Origin of the sequence: Paraglaciecola sp. MB-3u-78 (genome assembly GCF_002835935.1) — a bacterium.
Lineage (GTDB): Bacteria > Pseudomonadota > Gammaproteobacteria > Enterobacterales > Alteromonadaceae > Paraglaciecola.
In genome coordinates, this window is record NZ_PJCF01000002.1 from 151,750 (window position 1) to 175,098 (window position 23,349).

Annotated in this window: 16 protein-coding genes; 7 read left to right on the plus strand and 9 right to left on the minus strand. The window is 39.6% G+C overall.

Features of this window, described 5'->3' with window-relative positions:
- Positions 1 to 40 precede the first annotated feature (40 nt).
- Positions 41 to 2,236 (minus strand): 4-alpha-glucanotransferase, encoded by a 2,196-nt coding sequence (malQ, locus tag CXF95_RS02480; RefSeq protein WP_101197239.1) that lies wholly within the window; start codon positions 2,234 to 2,236, stop codon positions 41 to 43.
- Positions 2,237 to 2,545: 309 nt separating this feature from the next.
- Here malQ and gap point away from each other — a divergent pair, with 309 nt between their 5' ends.
- Both gap and CXF95_RS02490 read left to right on the plus strand, forming a co-directional pair.
- Positions 2,546 to 3,541 carry a type I glyceraldehyde-3-phosphate dehydrogenase gene (gene gap, locus CXF95_RS02485; RefSeq protein WP_101197240.1) on the plus strand — a complete coding sequence of 332 codons (996 nt, stop codon included), beginning with the start codon at positions 2,546 to 2,548 and terminating at the stop codon, positions 3,539 to 3,541.
- A gap of 106 nt (positions 3,542 to 3,647) precedes the next feature.
- On the plus strand, positions 3,648 to 4,487 hold the full coding sequence (locus CXF95_RS02490; protein ID WP_101197241.1) for a D-hexose-6-phosphate mutarotase: 840 nt from the start codon (positions 3,648 to 3,650) through the stop codon (positions 4,485 to 4,487).
- A gap of 280 nt (positions 4,488 to 4,767) precedes the next feature.
- Here the strand turns inward: CXF95_RS02490 and pnp are convergent, their stop codons facing one another.
- Positions 4,768 to 6,888, minus strand: coding sequence for a polyribonucleotide nucleotidyltransferase (gene pnp, locus CXF95_RS02495; protein WP_101197242.1), 2,121 nt, complete (start codon positions 6,886 to 6,888; stop codon positions 4,768 to 4,770).
- A 479-nt stretch (positions 6,889 to 7,367) separates the two neighbouring features.
- Positions 7,368 to 7,640 (minus strand): GIY-YIG nuclease family protein, encoded by a 273-nt coding sequence (locus tag CXF95_RS02500; protein WP_101197243.1) that lies wholly within the window; start codon positions 7,638 to 7,640, stop codon positions 7,368 to 7,370.
- Positions 7,641 to 8,253: 613 nt separating this feature from the next.
- On the opposite strand from CXF95_RS02500, the gene CXF95_RS02505 reads away from it, so the two are divergent.
- The 3 genes from CXF95_RS02505 to CXF95_RS02515 all read left to right on the plus strand — a co-directional run bounded on the left by CXF95_RS02505 (position 8,254) and on the right by CXF95_RS02515 (position 9,734).
- Complete coding sequence (locus CXF95_RS02505; RefSeq protein WP_101197244.1) at positions 8,254 to 8,499, plus strand: hypothetical protein; 246 nt, start codon at positions 8,254 to 8,256, stop codon at positions 8,497 to 8,499.
- Entirely contained in the window at positions 8,496 to 9,155 is a 660-nt protein-coding gene (locus CXF95_RS02510) for a hypothetical protein (protein ID WP_101197245.1), read from the plus strand. Before CXF95_RS02505 ends, CXF95_RS02510 begins: the two co-directional genes overlap by 4 nt.
- Before the next feature lie 264 nt (positions 9,156 to 9,419).
- Positions 9,420 to 9,734, plus strand: coding sequence for a serine hydrolase domain-containing protein (locus tag CXF95_RS02515; RefSeq protein WP_232787604.1), 315 nt, complete (start codon positions 9,420 to 9,422; stop codon positions 9,732 to 9,734).
- Between the two features lie 26 nt (positions 9,735 to 9,760).
- Here CXF95_RS02515 and CXF95_RS02520 read toward each other — a convergent pair whose 3' ends face one another.
- Positions 9,761 to 11,014, minus strand: coding sequence for a DDE-type integrase/transposase/recombinase (locus CXF95_RS02520; protein WP_101196919.1), 1,254 nt, complete (start codon positions 11,012 to 11,014; stop codon positions 9,761 to 9,763).
- Positions 11,015 to 11,093: 79 nt separating this feature from the next.
- Between CXF95_RS02520 and CXF95_RS02525 the strand changes: the two genes are divergently transcribed.
- Complete coding sequence (locus tag CXF95_RS02525) at positions 11,094 to 12,074, plus strand: serine hydrolase (RefSeq protein ID WP_232787605.1); 981 nt, start codon at positions 11,094 to 11,096, stop codon at positions 12,072 to 12,074.
- 213 nt (positions 12,075 to 12,287) lie between these two features.
- Here CXF95_RS02525 and CXF95_RS02530 read toward each other — a convergent pair whose 3' ends face one another.
- The 3 genes from CXF95_RS02530 to CXF95_RS02540 are packed head-to-tail and all read right to left on the minus strand — an operon-like array spanning position 12,288 to position 14,648.
- On the minus strand, positions 12,288 to 14,114 hold the full coding sequence (locus CXF95_RS02530; protein WP_101197246.1) for an EAL domain-containing protein: 1,827 nt from the start codon (positions 14,112 to 14,114) through the stop codon (positions 12,288 to 12,290).
- Positions 14,111 to 14,347, minus strand: a complete 237-nt coding sequence (locus tag CXF95_RS31320; RefSeq protein WP_101197247.1) for a heme NO-binding domain-containing protein — start codon at positions 14,345 to 14,347, stop codon at positions 14,111 to 14,113. Before CXF95_RS31320 ends, CXF95_RS02530 begins: the two co-directional genes overlap by 4 nt.
- The gene (locus CXF95_RS02540; protein WP_101197248.1) at positions 14,331 to 14,648 is read right to left on the minus strand and encodes a heme NO-binding domain-containing protein; all 318 of its coding nucleotides are present in this window, start codon (positions 14,646 to 14,648) and stop codon (positions 14,331 to 14,333) included. The genes CXF95_RS31320 and CXF95_RS02540 overlap by 17 nt, the downstream gene beginning before the upstream one ends.
- Before the next feature lie 286 nt (positions 14,649 to 14,934).
- On the opposite strand from CXF95_RS02540, the gene CXF95_RS02545 reads away from it, so the two are divergent.
- The gene (locus tag CXF95_RS02545) at positions 14,935 to 17,796 is read left to right on the plus strand and encodes a DUF2339 domain-containing protein (protein ID WP_232787606.1); all 2,862 of its coding nucleotides are present in this window, start codon (positions 14,935 to 14,937) and stop codon (positions 17,794 to 17,796) included.
- A 310-nt stretch (positions 17,797 to 18,106) separates the two neighbouring features.
- Here CXF95_RS02545 and CXF95_RS02550 read toward each other — a convergent pair whose 3' ends face one another.
- Both CXF95_RS02550 and CXF95_RS02555 read right to left on the minus strand, forming a co-directional pair.
- Positions 18,107 to 21,535, minus strand: coding sequence for an ATP-binding protein (locus CXF95_RS02550; protein WP_232787607.1), 3,429 nt, complete (start codon positions 21,533 to 21,535; stop codon positions 18,107 to 18,109).
- Positions 21,536 to 21,750: 215 nt separating this feature from the next.
- The gene (locus CXF95_RS02555) at positions 21,751 to 22,689 is read right to left on the minus strand and encodes a diguanylate cyclase (protein WP_101197250.1); all 939 of its coding nucleotides are present in this window, start codon (positions 22,687 to 22,689) and stop codon (positions 21,751 to 21,753) included.
- Positions 22,690 to 23,349 lie beyond the last annotated feature (660 nt).

Sequence of the window (23,349 nt, forward strand, 5' to 3'; positions counted from 1 at the left end):
AGTATGAGTGACTCACACAATATATGAGCCACTTTCTATTTCACTTCGAGGCGTGTCGTCGTGCCCCTGTTAAATTAGCCGCAAGATCATTTAATGAACTGTCATTAAAAATGTCCTGCAAATTTCGTGATAACTTGCGTCGCCAATTGGGATATTCGTTAAACGTACCAGGGATATTAACTGGTTTATCCATTTCTAACCAATCTTCTAATTGTAAACTGAGCAGCGCACTAGAACCTCCAGCCATATGTAACTGCATTCCAAAATTTAACGCTTTGCTCATAGCCACATTATGCACATCACGACCCACTTCGTCATTAACCGAATCATGCCCATGCAAAGTATCGAGAATAGCCTGCTTATTTTCATGTCTACTTGTATACAGAGTACTTAAAATTTCTTCAGTGGGATACAACCCTAATTCTTTACCTAAGGCCAAATCATCGCAATGCCAATAACCTGTTAAGGTAGGCATATCGTGAGTGGTGAGTGTTGACATAGACTGTTCAGGGTAGTGCGCAGGTGAGAAAAAACCATCGTCTTCAGCCTGTTCAAAAAAGAACACACGATAAGAATACACACCATTGTCCGCTAATTTAGCCCTTATCTCATCTGGTACAGTACCTAAGTCTTCACCAATCACTAAACTTTGGTGCCTATGACTTTCTAATGCCAAAATAGCCAAAAGGTCATCCACCGGATAATACACATAACCACCGTCTTTGGCATCATCGGCCTTTACCACCCACCATAATCTCAATAACGCCATTACGTGATCAATTCGCAGGGCACCAGTGGCCCGCATATTAGCATCAAATAATTCAATAATAGGTTGATATTGTTGTTCGTAGAGTTTTTCTGGATCCATGGGAGGCAATCCCCAAGTTTGTCCTAACGGACCCAAGATATCCGGTGGTGCGCCAACACTTGCCTCAGTGCAGTACAATTCTTTATTGCCCCAAATTTCTGCACTGCCTTCACTTACTCCTACCGCCAAATCACGGTACAAGCCAATTAACATGTTATTTTCAGTTGCGACTTGATTCACCTGCTCAAGCTGCAGCGCAGCATGCCACTGTAGCCATAAAAAGAACTTCACACGTTTGGCATTTTTTTTGGTGAAGGTTTTTACCGCTGGGTTGTGAAAATCTGATAATTCATTTGGAAAAACAGGCCAGCCCCAAGAAGGTTTTTGTTGTGTAGCCAGGCTTTCTTGCAAGGCATCGTATACGGCCAAAGTCTGTAAGCTATCGCCACCTTCAGCGACAAAGGCTTTAAATACTTTGTTCAATTTAGTGTTTTTAGACAGATATTGGCTATTTTGATACTCAAATACCGATTCTAATGCTTGCAATTTTAACTCAGTAACTGACTCGTAATCGACTAAATCAGTGGCTCTAACCTGTTGTAATTTATGTTGAAAACCGGCGTCATTCACTATGGTCTGAGTAGTGGATTGATGGTAACCGTCCAGAGCAGTCACATCAATATAAATAAAGTTTAACCAACGTCGAGAAGAGGGTCCGTATGGACTGCAAGCACTGGCATTAGCCGGATAAAGCGCATGTATGGGATTAAGTCCCACAAATTGAGCACCTTGTTTGGCCAACTTTTCAACTAAAAAAGATAAATCAGAAAAATCCCCTACTCCCCAATTTTTATCACTACGCAAGCAATAAAGCTGGACACTTAGTCCCCAGACCTTTTGACCTTGTGTCAATGCTTCAGGTTTATAGCAACAAGTCGGCGCAGTAATAAGTCGCATACTGCCCAGCTCATCGTCGTCTATCACTAATGATAAAGAATGGTATCCCAAGGGTAATTTTATCGGAATATCGATGAGATATTCTTGAAATTCAATATCTTCGATATGCGCCACATTTGCCAATTGACCATCTATGGGTACAAACCTATGCTGTAAGATTTCGCCTAGCTCAGTTTCAATCTTAGCTACGTATTCATCTGTCACTAGCTCAATAGGAAGGCGCACTACAATTTGTAAATGTTCTTCAGCACGTAAAACTTGCACAGGGTTCAATACAGATAACCAGGTCTTATTACTTTTTTCCTGAACTTGTTTTAGCAACAAATCCGGCACATCAACTTGATAACCCATTGCTGACAACAACTTAGTTTTTGTTGCAGTCGCTATAGTTGTGGGGCGACCCCAAGCATCGTTATAGTTAGATTCAATTCCACGATATTCCACCAACTGTTCAAGTAACGAAGTCGTCATTAAAATTTAATTCCTATGCAATTTAACTAGGGCCCATTGACCTTTCATATTTACCCCAATATTAGAGGAAATGGCTAACAATAGTGTGTTGCTATTTGTATTCAACCATTATCAGCGAAAACCTATCTTTAGTGATAATGAATACGTTTGCAATGACCATTTTGTAATTTAATAACATATTAACGTGAATATTTTGCCTTATTCAGCTATTTAGTTCATAATTTTGTAATTAAATTTCAGAAGGGTGTTATCATCTTTCTTAATAACCTTATTTGAACAATAAGTTTAAAAAAGCTCAGGAGATTAAAGATGACAATAAAAGTAGGTATCAATGGCTTTGGCCGAATCGGTCGATTTGTACTCCGTGCTGCATTTGAACGAAACGATATTGAAATAGTCGGTATTAACGACTTATTAGATGCTGACTATATGGCGTATATGCTTAAGTATGATTCTACACATGGTAAGTTTAACGGAACTGTTGAAGTAAAAGACGGCCAATTAGTCGTGAATGGTAAAACTATCCGAGTGACTTCGCAACGCAATCCAGCAGATTTGGCTTGGGGTGCGATCGGTGCAGATGTAGTGGTTGATGCTACTGGTTTATTTTTGACTGACGAAACAGCACGTAAACATATTGAAGCCGGCGCTAAAAAAGTCGTACTTTCTGCCCCTTCTAAAGATGCAACGCCTATGTTTGTTATGGGGGTTAACCATACTGAGTATGCGGGGCAAGATATCGTATCCAATGCATCATGTACCACTAACTGCTTAGCCCCTTTAGCCAAAGTGCTGAACGATAATTTTGGTATTGTTGATGGCTTGATGACAACAGTACATGCCACTACCGCAACACAAAAAACAGTTGATGGCCCTTCGGCTAAAGACTGGCGTGGTGGTCGTGGTGCTTCTCAAAATATTATCCCTTCATCTACTGGTGCAGCTAAAGCAGTAGGTAAAGTTATCCCTGAGCTTAATGGCAAGTTAACTGGAATGGCGTTTCGCGTGCCAACGGCTGATGTTTCAGTTGTAGATTTAACCGTAAATTTAGCAAAACCAGCCACATATGCAGAAATTTGTGCCGCCATGAAAGCCGCTTCTGAAGGTGAAATGAAAGGTGTTTTGGGTTACACCGAAGATGCGGTTGTTTCACAGGATTTTATTGGTGATGTTCGCACTTCCATTTTTGATGCGACTGCCGGTATCGCATTAACGGATACATTTGTGAAATTGGTTGCTTGGTACGACAATGAAATTGGTTACTCAAATAAAGTATTAGATTTGGTGGCTCATATCAGCAAATAGAGATTTTGACCCATTAACAGTCAATAAAGATTTAATTTGGCCACTCAACTATGTTAAAAAGGCGTCTATCTAAGTCGCCTTTTTTGATCCCCTACGGAGAATTCACATGTTACTCACTGATTCAACTACTATCATAACGCGACAAAACATTCAGATTCTACATATTGATAATGGGTTTGCCAGTGCTGAAATATCTTTATTTGGTGGGCATATTTTGAGTTTCAAACCAAAACATGATGACTCAGAACGCTTGTGGGTTAGCCCAAACGCTTTATTTGACGGTAAAAAAGCGATCCGTGGTGGTATACCTATTTGCTGGCCTTGGTTTGGCGATCATCAATCCAATTCGAAGGTAGCAGCTCACGGTTATGTGCGAACACAAACATGGCAAATCCTCAGTTCTGAAGAAACAGATACTGGAACATCCATCACCCTAAAACCACAAACTAGCGCAGGCGATGGATTTGAAGGCGACGCACAACTTACTTTAGCGGTGCATGTTGGACAACAGTTGAAGATACAAATGCGCACCACCAACCTTGGTGATGCCCCTTTAACCTATAATTGTGCTTTACATAGTTATTTTGCTATTTCTGATATCAAGCAATGTGAATTGTTAGGTTTGTCTAAACAATACTCAGATAAGACTCGCGGTTATCAAATGTTCGATACGCCCCAGCCATATCAATTTAGCGAAGAAACAGACAGAGTACATCTGGAGCAACCAAAAGCCCTGACTATTACAGATGGCAAGAATAAAACGTATGTAAGGTCAACAGGCCATGACAGCATAGTGGTATGGAACCCATGGCAAAAAAAGTCTATTAGTATGGGAGATATGGCAGATGATGGTTACCTCACGATGTTATGTGTGGAAACGGCTATCACCCATGGACAAGAAGTAAAAGTTGACGACACTCATATTTTAGAACAAATAATCAGCTAACTTAGAGAGTATGGTTCATTCATGTGTACTAGTGCTTATAAGGCTAGCGGATATTTCTAACTGTGTATGTTTTCGATTAGACATTACCCACACCTGATTAATCTAGTAGTACCTGCAGTTTAATTGTATGAACTTTCCAAAATGTCTTTCACATAAATAATTCAACCTATCGCAGATGACCATCCAATCAGATAATTTTCACTTACCGATGCGAAACATTGACTACGTAAAACATAAAAAGGGAGCCGAAGCTCCCTTAATCTAATACATATTAGATAACTTATTCATTACCTTCAGCGGGTGCTTCTGGGGCAGCTGGTTTTTCAGTCAAATCTTTGATACTTAAACGTATACGGTTCTGACGGTCAATTTCAACAACCTTAACGTCTAGCACTTGGCCTTCTTCTAAGAAGTCAGATACCTTGTTAACACGTTCATGAGCGATTTGTGAAATATGCACTAGGCCTTCTTTGCCAGGTAAGATTTCAACAAATGCACCAAAATCAACGATACGAGTGACTTTACCAGAGTAAGTTTTACCCGACTCAACTTCAGCAGTCACTTGCTCAATCTTAGCAATAGCAATTTGCGCTTTAGCTAGTTCTGTAGCAAAAATCTTAACAGTACCGTCATCTTCGATTTCGATATTACATTCAGATGCTTCAGTAATAGCACGGATCATCGCGCCGCCTTTACCAATTACGTCACGGATTTTGTCTTTATCAACTTTCATCTTGTAGATGCGCGGAGCGAACTCAGACATCTCTTCACGGTGACCAGAAATCGCTTGGTCCATCACGCCTAGAATATGCAAACGCGCTTCTTTAGCTTGTTTCAAAGCAACCTGCATGATTTCTTGGGTGATACCTTCGATTTTGATATCCATTTGTAGTGCAGTGATACCATTAGTAGTACCAGCCACTTTAAAGTCCATGTCACCTAAGTGATCTTCATCACCCAATATGTCAGATAGAACAACAAAATTTTCGTCATCTTTCACTAAGCCCATTGCGATACCCGCAACAGAAGCTTTAATCGGTACACCTGCATCCATCAATGCTAAAGACGTACCACAAACAGACGCCATTGAAGACGAACCATTTGATTCAGTGATTTCAGAAACAACACGTACCACATACGGGAAATCTTGCTCAGACGGCATAACCGCTTGAATACCACGTTTAGCTAGACGACCATGGCCGATTTCGCGACGCTTAGGAGAACCAACAAAACCAGTCTCACCCACACAGTATGGAGGAAAGTTGTAATGCAACATGAAGCGGCTGTCTGTTTTACCATTAAGACCGTCAATCATCTGTGCGTCACGCTCTGTACCTAGAGTAGCAGCTACGATTGCTTGAGTTTCACCACGAGTGAACAAAGCAGAACCGTGAGTTCGTGGCAACAAACCAGTGGCAACGTTAAGAGCACGGATCATCGCAGGATCACGACCGTCTATACGAGGCTGACCAGCAAGAATACGTGAACGTACTACGTCACTTTCAAGGGTATGCATCATTTCAGATACTTCTTTGGCGTTTTGTTCTGCATCGCCAGCAACGATAGTTTCAACTGTTTGACTAGTCAAAGCGTTGATTGCGTCTTTACGCTCCATCTTGTCAGAAATCTGGTAGGCTTCTGTCATGCCAGCTTCAGCTAATTCTTTTACTTTAGTTTTAAGCGCAGTGTTTTCTGGAGCGCCTTGCCAATTCCACGAAGGAGTATTCACCTCAGCAGCAAATTCAGCTACTGCACCGATAACCGTTTGTAATTGCTCGTGACCATACATAACAGCACCAAGCATCACTTCTTCAGATAAAATATCGGCTTCAGATTCAACCATCAATACTGCGTTTTTAGTACCAGCAACTACTAGGTCTAGTTGGCTAGCTTCAAGTTCAGAAGTACGAGTATTTAATACATATTGCTCGTCAGTGTAACCCACGCGCGCAGCACCAATAGGACCATTAAAAGGCATACCAGAAATAGCTAGAGCGGCAGAAGCACCAATAAGAGAAATAATATCAGTTGGGATTTCAGGGTTAGCTGAAACAACGGTGATGATAATTTGAACTTCGTTCATAAACCCATTTGGGAATAAAGGACGAATTGGACGGTCAATCAAACGAGAAGTCAGTGTTTCGTATTCAGAAGGACGGCCTTCACGTTTGAAAAAACCACCTGGAATTTTACCAGCTGCATAAGTTTTTTCTTGATAGTTAACCGTCAATGGGAAGAAGTCTTGACCAGGCTTGGTATCTTTTTTACCAACAACAGAAACCAATACGCAAGTATCATCCATACTTGCCATTACAGCTGCGGTGGCTTGACGAGCGATTACGCCCGTTTCGAGAGTAACAGTATGCTGACCATACTGAAAAGTTTTAGTAATAGGAGTCATTTTTTTCCTTTAAATAATTTTCAAATTGTCCCACTTAGGACAATACTCTTTTTGCTTTCTATATATATCGCTTTCAAATGCGGCGCATAGTATATACCGAAATTAGTTTGAAATATAGATTTGGTCGGTAATTTTGAGGGATTCAAACAAGGCAGTAAATTGTTTATTGGGTTTGCATCAGAAATGGTTATCGCAGCACTCGGCAGCTAGAATAAATTCTTTTAAAAACCATGGTAAACGTTATGGAATGAGAATTCTGAAGTGGACTGGTTATGATGGCTCCTCTAAGTGAAAATAGTTAGCTGTATAGGGCAGTAATAACGTTTCATATTCCAGAGGACTTGTTTACTGAGAGAGGAGACAGTCAGGGCTTTTTAAGCAATCGTCGCTTTGTGCCATTACCTGGCGTTGGTGAACCACTTACTTAACGATTACAAATAGCAGATAGCGGATGATGAGGATTTACAAGCTATTACACGTCATTCCCGCGAAGGCGGGAACCCCCAAATAGCCCCAGTAAGCTCAATCCATTCTCGGTTCCATTTCTTGAGCCTTTTCTCTCGACGTATTGCGCTATCCATATCTTCAAGTTGCTCAAAATAGACTCGTTTATTCAAGTTGTATTTTGAGCTAAAGCCCTTAACTTGTTTGTTTTTATGTAGATAAATACGCTGCACTAAATGACTTGTTACTCCGATGTATCCCGTGCTGTTGTTATCATTAGTGAGAATGTATATGCAGGGCCGTTTCATAGTTGAATTTCTTTTCAATCCTTTAATAAATATATGCAAAAATTGCCATGTTGAAAAGGACGATTCTTTTAGATTAGCCAGTTGGTTTGGAGGTTCCCGCCTTCGCGGGAATGATGGAGAATAGACGGGAAGATGTCATCATCTGCTTCCTCAGTATAGGCGATCGTCACCGCTACTTAATCGTCTGACCGGTGATCGCTCGGAGGAGTCATACAGTCAATTTCATCGACCATCTGCAACCTGCTATGAGTGCCGATTCGTAGAGTGTTATGCTCACGGCACTTTTGAGTTTTTTTGCAATTATTTAGGTATTTACACATACACGTTAGTCGGTTAGGAGTGAGTTTTATGCCCTAGCGGGCACCCGCGTCTATGGGGTTTTTGACTCGAATCCTTTCAAGCAAGTTACTTTTTCTTCTGCAGCTAAGAAAAAGTAACCAAAAAGAAGCCGCTCGAGGGTAGAGCAAAAGATTAAAGCATCATCTTCACTTACAACGTCTTTGTGGTGGCTCCATCACTGTTTTCGTGCCTTTAACCGGCATGTAAAGAACCAGGGCTTTCGGTTTGCGAAGACAAAGATCGAAAAATTATACACATATGTGCATTTTTTGATGTGGTCAGTCGTGGTACTGGAAAACATTTAGGCGGTGCCAACACAGTAAAACGCATTAAGACCAATCCCTTTAGTTTAAAAGAAGCTGCTATCGGTGCTGTTGTCACGCTGTTAAGTGGTGGAAACTTGTTAGTAGGTGGTGTTGCCGCCGCTGGGGCCGCGGCGTTAAAAGCCCATGGCATGACTCGTATGCTCCCCGTTTTAGAAAAACGTAAAGATTATTGTGAGCCACTTGATTGGGTATGAACAAATTGACTCTCGGCTTTATCACAGTATTGGCAATTTCGGTTTCTTTGGTTTCAAATTGTTCGCAAGTAGACATTAAAACCGGGAATCGCGGAGGCAGCATTTGTCGCATTCATGTATTGATCCGCTCTGACACCGATGTGCGACTTCCTGAAGATCAACAACTCAATTCCGTGAGCGGTCAATTTGACCAAATCCCCTACTCTTTTATTAAAAAGCCTCAAGCTGATATTAGAAAGAAAATAGGCGGGCAAGTACGCGCCTTGCCAAATCGCGCCATTATGCGCTTTGGCACAGCTGCACTAGATGATGGAATTGTTGCCAACGAAGATCCTAACGCGTCTTATATGTCCCTGCCTTTAGATTCTTACCACAAAGATTTTGTACCAGGAGTGACCTGGATAGTCATGCCCATCAATTGCGCGCTAGCGGCTGATGAGAAACACACCAGTTTCAGCTTATTTCTTGAAAGCTCGAAGTCACCCTCCGATATGATCCTCAACCAATTTATCGACCCAAACAAGATGTTAGAACTAAAAATCCCAACAGTAATGTTTCGCGGTATGCAAGAAGAACTTAATATTGCCTTGGAAAGTGATGAAAATGCTAGCTCAATTGGCAAAGCACCCGATACCTACAAGATAATTTCTAGGTAACACAAGGTAGGTGTATTGAGTTTTCAAATCGAATGCTACGCGAGGAAACTATCAGGACTAACTTTAGATATTAAGGTTTGAACTTCCGGTGTTACCACGTAGTTTTATGCCCAGTAGAGGCGAAACAATTAATTCACCGAACAATACATGAATCAACACGCCTGAAAGATAATCCCCTTATATGCACTTCAATCATTTAAATCAACTTGCCCCCTTCTCAACTCTGGTTAAACTGGTTGCTCTTATAAAATGTTAAGGGATGTTATGAAGTTTATTCTTGGGTTAATGGTTTGCTTTACGTTAATGGCTTGCCAGTCAACAGTAGTCGACGCTAAAAACACAGCTAGCGTAGCAGAATCAGTAGGGTTTTCATCAAAACGCCTAGATAAAATCGCGCCTGTTATGCAGGAATATATTGACCAAGGAAAATTAGCCGGCACTTTAACCTTAGTCGCGCGCAATGGAAAAATAGCTTATTTACATGCCCAAGGCATGCAAGATAGAGAAGCGGGTACTCCTATGAGTGAAGACACTATCTTTAGAATTTACTCTATGAGCAAACCAGTATATTCCAATTAACAAATGAGTCTTAAGTAAGTAAATTTTTAGGCTCGTTTATTCTGTTCAAAGATCTGGTTAAATAATTCATTACGTTCTTTTTGAAGTAATTCAGCACAAGCATTATCTGTCATTTCCATAGCTTGCTCATCTAGTATTTCAAAATGAAAGTCTGCTTTCAAATATGTTTTGGCATTGGGTAAAGATTTTAGTTTTTCATAGGGCGTCATCATACTTTTGTAAGGGTAAGTTTTACGTTGTTTCCCTTTATCATCAGTGGTGACTTCAGGAAAGAAACAAGGTCTATGATAATTGATATACGGGTAAAGATATTTTAAATTAAACGTATTGATTAACGGTGCCCATTTCTGTGGAATATGTGTGTAACCAAACTGTTTTCTTACAATTGATGCATTTTTACTTTCTGCTAAGGCATTATCGTTTGAGTGTCTTGAGCGTGATTTAGTGAGCTCTATTTCAAGTTTGGTGAGTAATTTACACACGTGTTTGTTGATGTATTCAGAGCCATTATCTGAATGAAACCCTTTGATAATAAAAGGAAATGCGGCCATCATTTGCGTTAGTACTGGAATGAGGTAACGCTCACTAATACGTTCAACTGAGCAAACAACCTCAAACTGTGTCACCTCATCAACTGCATTAATATGATACACGCCTTTTTGTTTATCTAGGTCTCCTTGGTGCACGGTATCAATACGAATATAGCCAGGCTCGCCGTTGGGTTGAGGTTTACGCCGTTCGCCAATAGGCACTTGTCTTGATTGTGTTTTTGTGAAGTGTCTGCGTTGTTTTTGGTAGCCTTGAGAGTGCCTCAAGTTATATAAATGTGAAACAGAGATAGTGGCAAGCATTTGGTATTCTGATTGCTCAAACGTATTGTAGGCACGCTCCAACAGCTTTTTAGTGGCATGACCACAGATATCATCATGCCTTGCGTCCATTTCAGCCAGTAGCTTAATATCCTTTGTACTGTAAATGGTTGAAAAGCCGTTAGTTCGGCAAGGTTGCCAGTTAATTCTGCCGACGTCCTTGTATTGTTTTATCAATCGAGTGAGTTGCTGCCGCGAGTAGCCTGTCACCTTTTTAAGGTATTGATTGACGATCCCTTTGTCGGTTTTTTTTAACGTGATATAGCGAAATTTTATCAATGTTTTTTGAATGAATTGATATCGCTGATTTTTATCACCTAAAACGGTAAAGGCGACGGCTTGGTTACCTTGAATAAAGCGTTCAAGCTCTTCAATAGTGGTGAGGTTTTCTATATTCATGATCGCTTGCATCTTATGATCATGAACAGAATTTAAGTCTTTAGACGCATTTCATTTTGGAAACACGCAATTAGTTAAGACTCATTTCATATTGGACAAGGCTAAACCTGTCACGGCAGTAGCCGCTATGACATTATGGGAACAAGGCAAGTTTCACATGTTTGACCCCATTTCTAAATACCTACCTGAATTCAAGGACATGAAGGTCTATGTCAGTGGGTCTGGTGCCGATATGGTGTTAGAAGATGCTAAGTCCCCCATTCGCATCATCGACTTATTTATGCACACTTCTGGCTTGAGTTATGGCTTTAGCGGTAGCGAAGTTGATAAATTATATCAACAACTATTGTCGAAACCAGACGAACTGACGCCAGACAACTTTTTAGCTAAAATCGCGGCATTGCCTCTTAATCATCAACCAGGTACAGCCTGGAACTATGGATTTTCAACCGACATTATTGGCTCCTTAGTCGAAAAGATCAGCGGTAAAAAGCTTGGCGAGTATATGCAGGACACTATCTTCACTCCTCTAGGAATGAAAGACACGGGGTTTTATGTGCCTGCTGATAAAGTCCATCGATTGACTCAAATCTATACTGCAGACAGAAAAACTGGGCAAACAGTGGTGATGCAAAATGAGCCTTTAGGTGATTACAAAAGCGATCCGAAAATCCACAGCGGTGGCGGTGGTTTGGTCTCGACCATTCAAGACTACTTCACCTTCGCACAAATGATGCTTAATGATGGTGAAATCAATGGCGTGAGGATCTTAGGCAGAAAAACAGTTGAATATATGACTAGCAACCATTTGCCTAATCACTTGCTCCCCTATGCCGACGACGCCCAAGGTGAGGGATTTGGACTTGCCATGTCGGTCACTGTCAACCCCGAGATGTCAGGTTTTATGAGCTCTAAAGGTAACTTTGGTTGGGGTGGTATGGCGTCAACCTATTTTAGAGTCGATCCACAAGAGAAAATTATATTGATATCCATGGCGCAATTTGTACCCATTGGTTTTCATCGTTATCACGATGATTTTAGAAATCTTGTCTATCAAGCTTTGGTCGATTAAAACAATGATGATGCTAAGCCCACTTAAGTGGGCTTTTTTATAGTTACAAAAGGGTTTTGCGCGAATGACGTACTTGAGCTGTAAGATGTTACAAAGTGGTGTGTTGATAAATAGCGATTGCAAAGTTAACACCCATTTTCAGAGCATTATTACTGACATTTGCAACCAAAATCAGTTCAATACCTTAGCATTTTCACACCTAATTTGCTGGGACTAAAATGAATGAGTTTGGTAGTCACGAATGAACACTAACGCAGCGGAAGCTGGCACTGGACGGCAAAAGTAATAGCCTTGTAGAACGTCGCAACCGTTGTCAGTAAGATACTTAGCTTGGCCTTTTGTTTCGACTCCTTCAGCAACAAAGCGTAATCCTAGGTCGTGACTTAGTGATATTGCTGCCTTACAAATTTTGGCGTTATCAATATCCTCCTCTAAATTGTCAATAAAAGACCTATCAAGCTTAAGGGTTTGTATCGGCAGATTCTTTATATACGAAAGTGACGAATATCCAGTCCCAAAATCATCAATGGCAAGTTCAAATCCGAGGGACCTGATTTCCTTTAATGTCTTGATAGATTGTTGCGGATTAACCATGGCAATGGATTCTGTGATCTCAAGCTCGACCATCTCCGGGACAATCTTGTATTTATCAACCAACAACCGCAAGTCATGCACAAACCGTTTGTCTTCAATTTGTTTGGCGGATATATTAATAGCCATTTTAATAGGTATTTCAGAGACACTAGACCAATTAATTAGTTGTTGGAATGCAGTTTCAATGACCCAGCCTCCTAATTCATAAATTAATCCTCTTTCTTCGGCGATGGCAATAAACTTCTCCGGCGACACAAATCCTAGAATTGCGTGTCTCCAGCGTATTAAGGCTTCAACACCAAATTTTAACGTGTCGCCTAAATGAATTTGAGGTTGATAGTACAGTTCAAGCTCATTGTTATCTAAGGCTTGGCGCAAGTCTTTCTCAAGCATGTTTTTCTCTTCAACAAGCTTATTTAATTCTTTGGTAAAAAAACGGTAGTTGCGTCTACCATTCTCTTTAGCATGATACATAGCGGCGTCTGCATTTTTTACCAGTTCTTCAGCCGATTGTCCGTCGTTCGGATAGACGGCAATACCCACACTGGGGCTTGATCTGAGTTCTTGCCCTTCACAGAAATAGGGAAGACTTAATACATCAACAATGGCCTTCGCAATTAACGCCACAAAAGCAACATCTTGCATATCGTTTAAAATGATTAAAAATTCATCACCACCAATTCTAGCTATATAGTCGTTTTTTCTTTTGCACGTGCCACTTAAGCGGGAAGCCACTTGCTGCAGTAATACATCTCCAACTTTGTGTCCGTGGGTATCATTAATTTGTTTAAAACGGTCCATGTCGATAAACACAACCGACATAAGGCTTTTATTTCGTTCTGCACTTATGATGGTTTGCTGCAAAATACTGTTAATACTAAAACGATTATAAAGCTGGGTTAAAGAGTCATGGTGAGCAAGGTTATAGATTCGTAATTCGTTTTCTTTTTGTAGAGTCACATTTTCACAATTGTACTGAAAATGAGTAATGTTTTGCGCTTTATCCAATATTGGCGATATGCTAATTTTAAGTTTATAAACTTGTTTTGTGACGCTTGTTCCTTGGATTTCACCTTGCCAAAGCGCTTTATTTTGCATGACATACTTGATGCCTTCCATGGGTTTTTTGTCTAAAATCAGCCCAAGGCTGCGAATATCTTTGCCCACCACTTGTCTTTTGGAATAGCCACTAATCACCGTAAAGGATTGATTGACATATTCAACAACGCCTCGTATATCTGTCATCAACACAATGATAGGACTTTGTTCTACCGCAATGGTGAGTTTTTCTAAATCGGATACCGCTTTAACCAATTTCTGATTCGATAAGTAAACTTCTTTACTTTTTGCTTCAAGAATAGATTCAGCGGCAATACGAGCAGTTTTCTCGCGCTGTAAACGCCGATCTAAAAATTCAATTTTTTTATGGCTTTCATAGAATGTCATGTTTTAGTTAAATGAAAGCGCACGTGACTATTGCCCGATATATGCTCTGGCTTAATAGTGATAGCTTCTTTGTAATATTTAACAACCCCATGCATGAGACCATGAGCTAGTGTGGAGAATCCTCTTGGTGATTGGTATTCCATGATTAAACAAGATGGATCCGTATCATCAAAACTAAATTTAGGCAGGCCTGCATCTGGATAGAGTTTTTGAACTTCAACGTGTATATGAATTGTCGAGGGTCTTCATGAACTCAAACATGCTCTTAGATTCATCAAAAAACGACGGGAACAATATCGCGAATCGAATAGCTAGATGTTCACCGAATGCAAAAACCAGATCATCAGCAGACGTATTGGTTTTCTCAGCTAACTTTGTGACCATCTGTATTAGCTCATCATGATCGTATGTTCCAACTGTTGTGTAAGCACCACCCGAAGCCAGATCACACTCGACGATTATTTCGTCCAGTAATTCGGGCGAAAAATGAGATTCTACCATTTCATTAAACTCTGTAAAAACAATACCCTTCATTTATCTATATCCATGTTTAGGCTAATAAACCGTATATTTATGGACGGTCAAACCTTTTGTACTCTAAATTCAATGTAATGGTTCATTATTTAACCTAAGATTTTTATAGTATATAATTTTTAAAATCACAGTTTGACATAGTTTGGTTTCGGACTTTACTTCCCCGTCTCAATTTTCTGAGTGTTGCTTCTTGTTCGTTCCCTATGGGCACATATAGAGAATTAAAAAACGCTATGTTATTTTCTAAACCTGAACACTGCAAAGCATGCTACAAAGGAAGAGACTAGTGTCAACAAAGGATCAAAAAATTGAAGACTTACAACGGGAGATTGCATTAACCCGTGTAGATTTTTCAACTCGGCTGCAAAGGTTAGAACAAAAAATATCTGCGCTGACGGACGGCAATAATATTGGTGTAAAACAACAGCTAGAGCATACACCAACAGAGACACCCTCGCCCTCTCAGCCAAGGCAAGCTTCAGAGTCACAAAATCAACTTGCAGCTTTTGATCAAGCTGCGAATAGCGCCAAAACCAAATCAGTCACTAATTCTTCCAACATCCCTTCACTTTTAAAAGAAGCCAGCAGTCTCGTGTTTAGCCTCTTATCACCTTTGACTAAATTTGTTTCTCCATTACTGAGTCTATACCAACATTATCAAGCCAAAGGGCAAGGGCCGATATTTGTATTTATGCTAATTGGCATTGCACTTTTAGTGGGTGGTTTTGGTTATTTAGCTCAGTTACTTGTAGGCGAACTTGGGGCGGGAAGTAAGTCTTTGTTGCTGTTTGTGTTTGCTATTGGCATTACCTTAGGTGGTGTATATTTAGCTAAACGTCAACAGTACCCTGACATTAGCTCTGCTATTATCAGTTTAGGGCTATTATTGAATTTTGTGACTCTTTATGTGGCGGGAAGTTTTTATCAGCTTTTGCCAGGTTGGGTGGTGTTACTCAGTTATTTTGCTATTGCCTGCACAGGTTTTATTTTAGCTAACAAATTCGATGCAAAGATTGTCAGCGCTTTGGCCATCATAGGCGGAGGTGCCATTCCACTTATTTCACAATTGGATCAACTTGGCACCACTTACTACCTGATTGGGTTGGGTTTTATGGTATTAGCCAGCCTATATCAAGCCTTAAATAAAAACTGGCAATGGTTGGGTTTTGTCAGCGTATTTGTTGCTTATAGTTGTATAGAATTCCTATTACTGACAACCACCAAAACATTCTTTTTAGGGGGTTTTAGCCAAGGTTTTTATTGTGTATTTTTACTGTATCTATGCACTTTACTGACCCAAAAAAGTGCATATTCAAAAGATGTCATTGTCCTCACCGTTATTACCGTGTTCGCTAATATTGGCATCCTTTACCAAGCTAATTTTGACAGTGTTTGGATATTGCCTGCACTTGCTGTCCTTAATGCTGTACTCAGTGTTTTTTTATTACTCAAAGCCAGAACACAAAAATCCTATACTATCAATTTGTATACCATGCTTGCCAGCACATGGGTGTTAGTTGCAATAGTCAGTAGTCTTGCACCTGATTATTGGGGTTTTGCTATTGGGCTGGAAGGATTATTTATTTTATATTTTGCCCTCAAAGAAAACTACTTTTCAGTACGAATTGAAGCATATGGCCTTCTAGCTTTTGCAATATTACATGCAGTTTTTCTGGTGTTGCCCTACTTCCCTAACCCTGCACTATTATCTTTAAAAGGCATTTTAGTGGTGGCAAGCATTGGGGCGTTAATATTCTGCTCAAGAAAACTGTTTAGTCGTTTTCCCTGCGATATTGATTGGGAAGTGAAGCTTAATGATCTTCTCAGACCGGCTGAATCAATTTGGCTAAGTCTATTCGTTCTTTCACTACTATGGGTCCAACTTGGCGTTTGGTCGTCTATTGCGATATTGCCATTACAAGGGATATTGTTAACCAAAAGCTATCGTCGTTTGTGTCATACCTCTGAGATCATGGCTTATGTCGCTGCTGCAGCTATCTTCTCTATTTGTTTACTGGGCATAAATGAAGTGCAATCTCTGTCATTTAGAGAGTTACCAAACTATGCCAAAGTCGCCCTCTTATTAGCGTTTGTGGAATGTTGGTTATTTGCTGAATATTACCGACGAATAGGCCGCACCAGTGTTTTGGCTAAATTGGCAGAACAATTAAGACTGGGCTTTTACCTAATCATTCCCCTAGCATTTTTACCCTCCGTCATGCAGCATTACACAGATTTTTCAGCATTAGCTGTTTGGTGCTCTGCAATTATTGCTTATATACTAGGGCGTAGCGTTAAACACCCTTTTATGCGCACAGAATCCTTGATACTTTTTGCGAGTGCCGCACTTTATAACCTAGGCTTCTATATTGATTTTTATCACAGCCAACTTTTACTAACGGGTCTGTCCACCTTATTTGGTCTTAGTGTGTTGAGTTACTTTTTAGGCATCACGTACAAGGGACATGTACCCTTATTAGACAAAAAGATTGCGTCATTAAGCCTTTATTTTATTTCCGCGTGTATCGCTTTCTATATGGGACAATGGGCTAACGTATATATAGCTGGAGCATTAACCAGCGGCTATATATTTGTTTTAGTATTGTGCTCACACTCCCATCCAACTCTGCATAGGAACCGCACTACCCTCGGTTATCTTTGCTACTTTAGCTTACTCTGTTCTTGGATTGGCATCTCCACAACAGCTAGTTATAACCTTATAAGCAGCAGCTTGTGGGTTTTACTAAGCTTAGTCATATCACTGACTTTTTTAATCAAGTCTGAAGCGCTCAATAAACTGAATTTAAAATTATTCACCGACAGACAAACCGGCTACACCTTACAACACATAGTATTTGCAATTAGCGGCGCGTTTTTACTGAATGAGTGGGAATTGGCATTACTTATTAGCCCATGGCTAATATTGCAAGGTAGTTATTTATTTTTCACTCATAAAAACAGTAAATTTGTGGCAAAACTGGCCTTAGGGTTTATTTTTGTAGGATTGCTTAAATTAGGGTTTATTGATGCGGCAAACGCTCTGTTATGGCAAAAAGTTGCCCTGATGATTGGTATCGGTTTATTTATGCTTTGCGCCGCGTTTATCTATCAAAAGCGACTTTCAAAAACGATTACAGATAGCCAATAACCCAAAGGTGACCCATGGACAACTATACGTTTGAGGGCAATCAAGCAATAAAATGTTGCTTAGAAAAAATTGATTTTTGATAACCTGAACTCAATTCTCAAACAATACTGTAGTCATGGTTGCGCTAATGCCTAGAATTGACAGCGTAATAATGGATATGCAAAAAAGTGGTGAGCTTGCTTTGATTAGGCAACAACAAATACACAGTCTTTAAGCAATTTGAGGGGGGCACTAATCTGGGGGCGCTTTGTATCACAAAGCTAACGAGGCTAAATAAGCGGTGCACGATGTTTTTAATTACCCCCTTCTATCATTCCTTATTTTGTGCTTTTTCTGATATTTTTTGTTGCTCTTTTGTGATAATTGAAATAAATGAAGCATAACCAGTGAGTACAGTTTGATAACATTCCTCGAGTTTTTCTATCTCTGGGGCTTTAGCTAGTTGCTCCATAGATGAAAACAATTGATGTAAATCTACAGCTCCCAAGTCACCTGCAGAGCCTTTTAACGAGTGAGAAAGCTTGATAACGGTTTCGAAATTTTTCTCTTTGATACCTTGCCCCAAATCCTTGATTTTGTTGGGAGAGGTATCCATAAATATCTGACAGATTTTGGACAGTAATTCTTCATTATTCATAAGCCGTGTCAGTGCGGCTCGTTTATCCCACTGCAAAATGTCAGGAGTGACAACCGTTACAGTAGCATCTTGCAATGCAGTGCCCGTATCATTAATTGAGAGCTTTTTAGGATTCTGCAAGTGCAAGGGTGCCTGATAAACCGTTAATATCCACTCAATAATTTTTGAGACAAGTAAATCAAGATTAATGGGTTTAGTGGTGTAATCATTCATCCCCGCGTCTAAACATTTTTCTCGTTCACCCAACATCGCATTGGCCGTCATGGCAATAATCGGGATACTGTTATATTGTTCGCCAAGTAGACCCTGACGGATCTGACGACTGGTATCATAGCCGTTTAAAACAGGCATTTGGCAGTCCATTAAAATACAATGAAAAAGGCGGTTTTGTTCAACAGATTTTTGCAATATATCTAAGGCTTCCTGACCATCCATGGCCTGCTCTATCTCAATGGGCAGACTCGATAACATGCCCTTAGCTACTTCGAGATTAATTTTGTTATCATCTACCACTAAGATCCGAGCACCGGTTGTTTTTAATACATTTTCAGCTCGAATCTTAAAATCATCTTCCGTATCCATCTGATTTAACGTGTTGTTTGTGTTATTGGTTTCCTCCGTCGTAGCAAAGGTTTTTTGCAACAAGTCAGGTAACAAAAAAGGTTTATTTAGTCGCAATGCAATTATGTTTTTCAGAGGTAGTTCTGTGTCGCTGCTTATCTTCAGTACAAACATTTTAGGTATTTGTGTTGCATCATCACCCCACTGTGACCATTTTTGATCTAGATGTATTATTTTAGGATCCTGCTGGTCAATGATAATAAAATCAGGCGTCACATCAGGACAGTAATTATTATCATGAAGTAGCCATGCTTCATAAGGTTTGGGATCTAATATTTCACCTGAGCATGATTCAATCATTCGTTGAATGTTTTCATAAGACTCGACATGAGGAACTACAATCAAGCAGAATTTATCCTTCAGACTTGGCTCTAAAAACACTCGTTTACAGCCAACTTGTGGCACTGTAATGGAAAAACTAAATTTGCTGCCTACATCTTTCACTGAAGTGAAATCAATATCGCCATTTAATAAACCAACAAGTTGTCGACAAATAGCCAGTCCCAAGCCAGTCCCACCATACTTAGACGCCACTGCTGTATATTCTTGTGCAAAAGCCGTAAAAAGTTTGCTTTTGTTATTATCGGAAATCCCTACTCCAGAATCACTTACAGAACAGTGTAAAATCAGTTGCCCATCATCACAAAATTGACTTGATGCTGAGACTTTAACATAACCATTTTCGGTAAATTTAATGGCATTACTGATCAAGTTACTCAGAATTTGTGAAAAACGGTGCTCATCGCTGACAAGAGATTCGCAATGTAAATCTGCCACATCAACAATAAATTCAAGCCTTTTTTCTTGGGCTTTAATGGCCATGTTACAACTCAAATTTTGGATAAGTTTGATTGGATTAAAGGCTTTAAAATCCACATCTAACTTACCCGCTTCAATTTTAGATAAGTCTAATACGTCATTAATCAGAGCGGACAAGTTATTCACACTCACTTCAGTCATTTCTAGGTAACGTTTTTGGTTATCTGTTAAAGTTTCATTTTTGACCAACTTTAAGGTGCCAATAATACCGTTCAAAGGGGTGCGCATTTCATGACTAATATTTGAAATAAAGGCACTTTTGAAATGGCTGGTTTTTTCTAGTTCTTTTGTCCTGCTGGCGACTTTTTCTTCTAACTCTGCATTTGCCTGTTTAATCTTCATTTCCGTTATATGTTCTTTGGTAACATCTCGGGCAATAATAGCCACACCATTAACATCAGATGTAAAGTCAGTAATGGCTGAAAAAGACAAAGACAAATACACCGATTTTTGATCTTTAGTGATGGTCACATCTGCATTTTTCTGTGTGTTACTTTCGGATAAGCCTTCGATAATATCCAACAGTTGAACATCTTCAAACAGAGCAAGCTCGGTCACTGTTTTACCCTTGGCATACTCTTCACTATAATTAAATAATGATTCGGCTGCCCTGTTCCAACTGGTCACCACAGCCTCTTTAGTTATACCAATTATCGCGTCTTGAGAGCCCCCTACTATAGCCGCTGATTGGGCTTTGGCTTCAGATAATTGCTGATCTCTTTTCATACTTCGGTTAAACACACTGAGCACAAATAACAATATGGCTGTTACAACCGCTAAAAAAACATAAACATTTGTTCTGCTTTCCATTTCTAAATGGTTTACATGACTTTGAGGGGTGAGTAACCTCGCTAATAAATATCCTTGATCTAAATCTCCTGAAACCACTATTTTTTGCATCAAAGAATAATAATAATGTTGTGGTTCTTCAATTGCTAATATCCTGCTTAAATCATCAGAAAGTTTATTTAAGGTTTGAAAGCTTTTGTTCCAATTTTTTGTAGGGGCGAGATCTCTGCTGAATGTATGTTTTTCATAGGGAGTAATTAAAAAATACCCATCACGATCAGTTAGCATCAACTTATTGGGAGGTATCACCATACTTTCTAATGAATTCAGCAGTTGTTCGGCATGAATATTGACAATCAAAAAGCCGAATCTGTGCCCGAACTCATCAAAAATGGGTAAAGACAAGCGCAACATGGGTCGGTAAGGAAATTCTATTTTTCCAAACTCTCGATTAAGTGAAATACTCGACATATAGACTTCTCTATCGGACAATTGTGCACTTGAGGCAAAATAATCACGGTCACTCTTGCTCTGTAAATTCATCTCCTCAATGACCTTTATTTCACCTCCAATTCTATCAGCTCTTACCAACTCCATCCCTTGTTCTGTTGTCTCAATGATACGTAATTGCTGATACTCAATATTGTTCTGCAAAAAAGCCACAAAAATGATTTCTAAGCGTTTCTTCCATTGGGAATAAGAAGTCTGGTCCATGGGATCAATACCTCCATGATTCAACGAACGAGGAAGGCCTGACACGGGTGGAGTGGCATGTAAAAAACGTAAATCATTGCGATATTTAGTTAACCTTTCCTGAATTTGGCTTTCAATTTGTTCTCCCGAATCCTCTAAAGTCGTTTTTACATCAGTCATAATAGACTCAGATAGGCGAGACTCAAACACGAGAATCGAAACTGTCAACAGGGCAAAAACCAATAGCAGAGTCAAGGGTAACAAGTGGCGATGTGCTTTAATTTTGTATCGAAGAAAAATTAAATCTAATTCAGACATCTAGAGGTGATCCTATTAGAAAATAAACAACACATCTGCACTTAACCGCACATAACGACAAAAAATATCTACGTAATCTATACCTTGGGAACATAAGTTGAAAATCGATTCCTACCTAGTTGTTTAGCTGCATATAGCGCTTCATCTGCCTTGGCTAAAATATCATCAAAAGAGGTGTTTTTGGTACTAGATATTGTGTGGATACCAATACTGATCGTTACCATTTTAAATTCTGATAGCTTGTGTTTAATGGCCAAATTTTGCACCGATTTAAGCATAATATTTGCAATGTATTCAACACCTTGCTGGTCCGTGTCGGGTAATAAACATAAAAACTCTTCACCGCCATAACGTATCGCCAGATCTATAGGCCGTTGTAAACTTTCCTTTATCACACCTGCAAGACTTTTAAGACATTCATCACCTGCTATATGGCCATAGGTGTCGTTATAACCTTTGAACCAGTCTACATCTAGCATCATTATACTCAGGGTCTGTTTAGACCGATTGACATCAGAGATAAGCTTAGCCATTACATCTTCGAGTAGATGTCGATTATACAATCCAGTCAAGCCGTCAACAAATGACATTCTGCGTAACAAGTCAGTTTGTAACTTAAGAGTTAAGTGAGCTTTAATTCGATTACGAAGCGTTACACCGTTGACTGGTTTAGCCACAAAATCGACACACCCAGCTTCCCAACAGCGATTTTGGTCATCCTGATCATGCATGGAGGTGATAAAAATAATGGGTATATGTTGTGTTTGGCTGTTATTTTTTAAGGTTTTACAGGTTTCCAAACCAGAAATCCCATCCATCATAACATCAAGCAAAATAAGGTCGGGCGGCTGGGCATCACATGAAATCAAGGCGTCTTCACCAGAGTGCACGATTTTAGTTTGATATAAACCGGACAACAGATCCTCAATCACTACCGCATTAATAGGATCATCTTCAACAATCAATATGACTGATTCAGTTAATGATATTTTTTGCTCGGTAATGTATTGGTTCAAAGTGTTCTCCCGTTATTCTGACAGTTAAACTGGCTACATTGTAAATATACTCTTTTATCACCACACGTAGGATAAAACTTACAATAACTCTAAACGCTGCACGGTAAGGAAATTTAATAAGACACATATGTTAGTCATATCAATCTATTTTGTTACGACCCATATCAATAAACATTGCCAATACAACAATAATGCATGGCCACAATGAGGTATTAATAAAATCATGTAAGCTGTTGGACCAACGAAAATATCCTAGCGAATTATAGTCATCATATAAATCCATTATCTTCATCCCCAGTGCTGCAATGAAAACCGGAAGCAGGCACTTAACAGTCATTTTTCCTTTTCCCGAAACTAAGACTGCGAAAATAAATATACTCATACCAATATGTATATGTATCGCATCTTTTGATAAACCGACAAGATCTACAATTTGAAGTTTTAAATTTTGAAAGGCTGATGTTTCAATTCCTAAACCTATACACTAAACATATGGGGATGTTTAGTGCCTTTTTGAATCGAGGACAGCGAGTTTACGTCAGGATCCGCAGTGGCTTAAATTATTAGGCGCAAACATCAATATCTAATGTACACATTTTGCAGACAGTATCGAAATTTTCGATTTATGAGCCCAAATACCCCCAGCAACACCCAGTAATA

Excerpts from the sequence above, each read along its gene's own strand:
- CXF95_RS02540 (WP_101197248.1), bottom strand. The coding sequence starts at position 14,648 with ATGAAGGGTATTGTTTTTACAGAGTTTAATGAAATGGTAGAATCTCAT.
- CXF95_RS02515 (WP_232787604.1), top strand. The coding sequence starts at position 9,420 with ATGAAGTTTATTCTTGGGTTAATGGTTTGCTTTACGTTAATGGCTTGC.
- CXF95_RS02510 (WP_101197245.1), top strand. The coding sequence starts at position 8,496 with ATGAACAAATTGACTCTCGGCTTTATCACAGTATTGGCAATTTCGGTT.
- pnp (WP_101197242.1), bottom strand. The coding sequence starts at position 6,888 with ATGACTCCTATTACTAAAACTTTTCAGTATGGTCAGCATACTGTTACT.
- CXF95_RS02520 (WP_101196919.1), bottom strand. The coding sequence starts at position 11,014 with ATGCAAGCGATCATGAATATAGAAAACCTCACCACTATTGAAGAGCTT.
- gap (WP_101197240.1), top strand. The coding sequence starts at position 2,546 with ATGACAATAAAAGTAGGTATCAATGGCTTTGGCCGAATCGGTCGATTT.
- CXF95_RS02530 (WP_101197246.1), bottom strand. The coding sequence starts at position 14,114 with ATGACATTCTATGAAAGCCATAAAAAAATTGAATTTTTAGATCGGCGT.
- malQ (WP_101197239.1), bottom strand. The coding sequence starts at position 2,236 with ATGACGACTTCGTTACTTGAACAGTTGGTGGAATATCGTGGAATTGAA.
- CXF95_RS02500 (WP_101197243.1), bottom strand. The coding sequence starts at position 7,640 with ATGAAACGGCCCTGCATATACATTCTCACTAATGATAACAACAGCACG.
- CXF95_RS02550 (WP_232787607.1), bottom strand. The coding sequence starts at position 21,535 with ATGACTGATGTAAAAACGACTTTAGAGGATTCGGGAGAACAAATTGAA.
- CXF95_RS02490 (WP_101197241.1), top strand. The coding sequence starts at position 3,648 with ATGTTACTCACTGATTCAACTACTATCATAACGCGACAAAACATTCAG.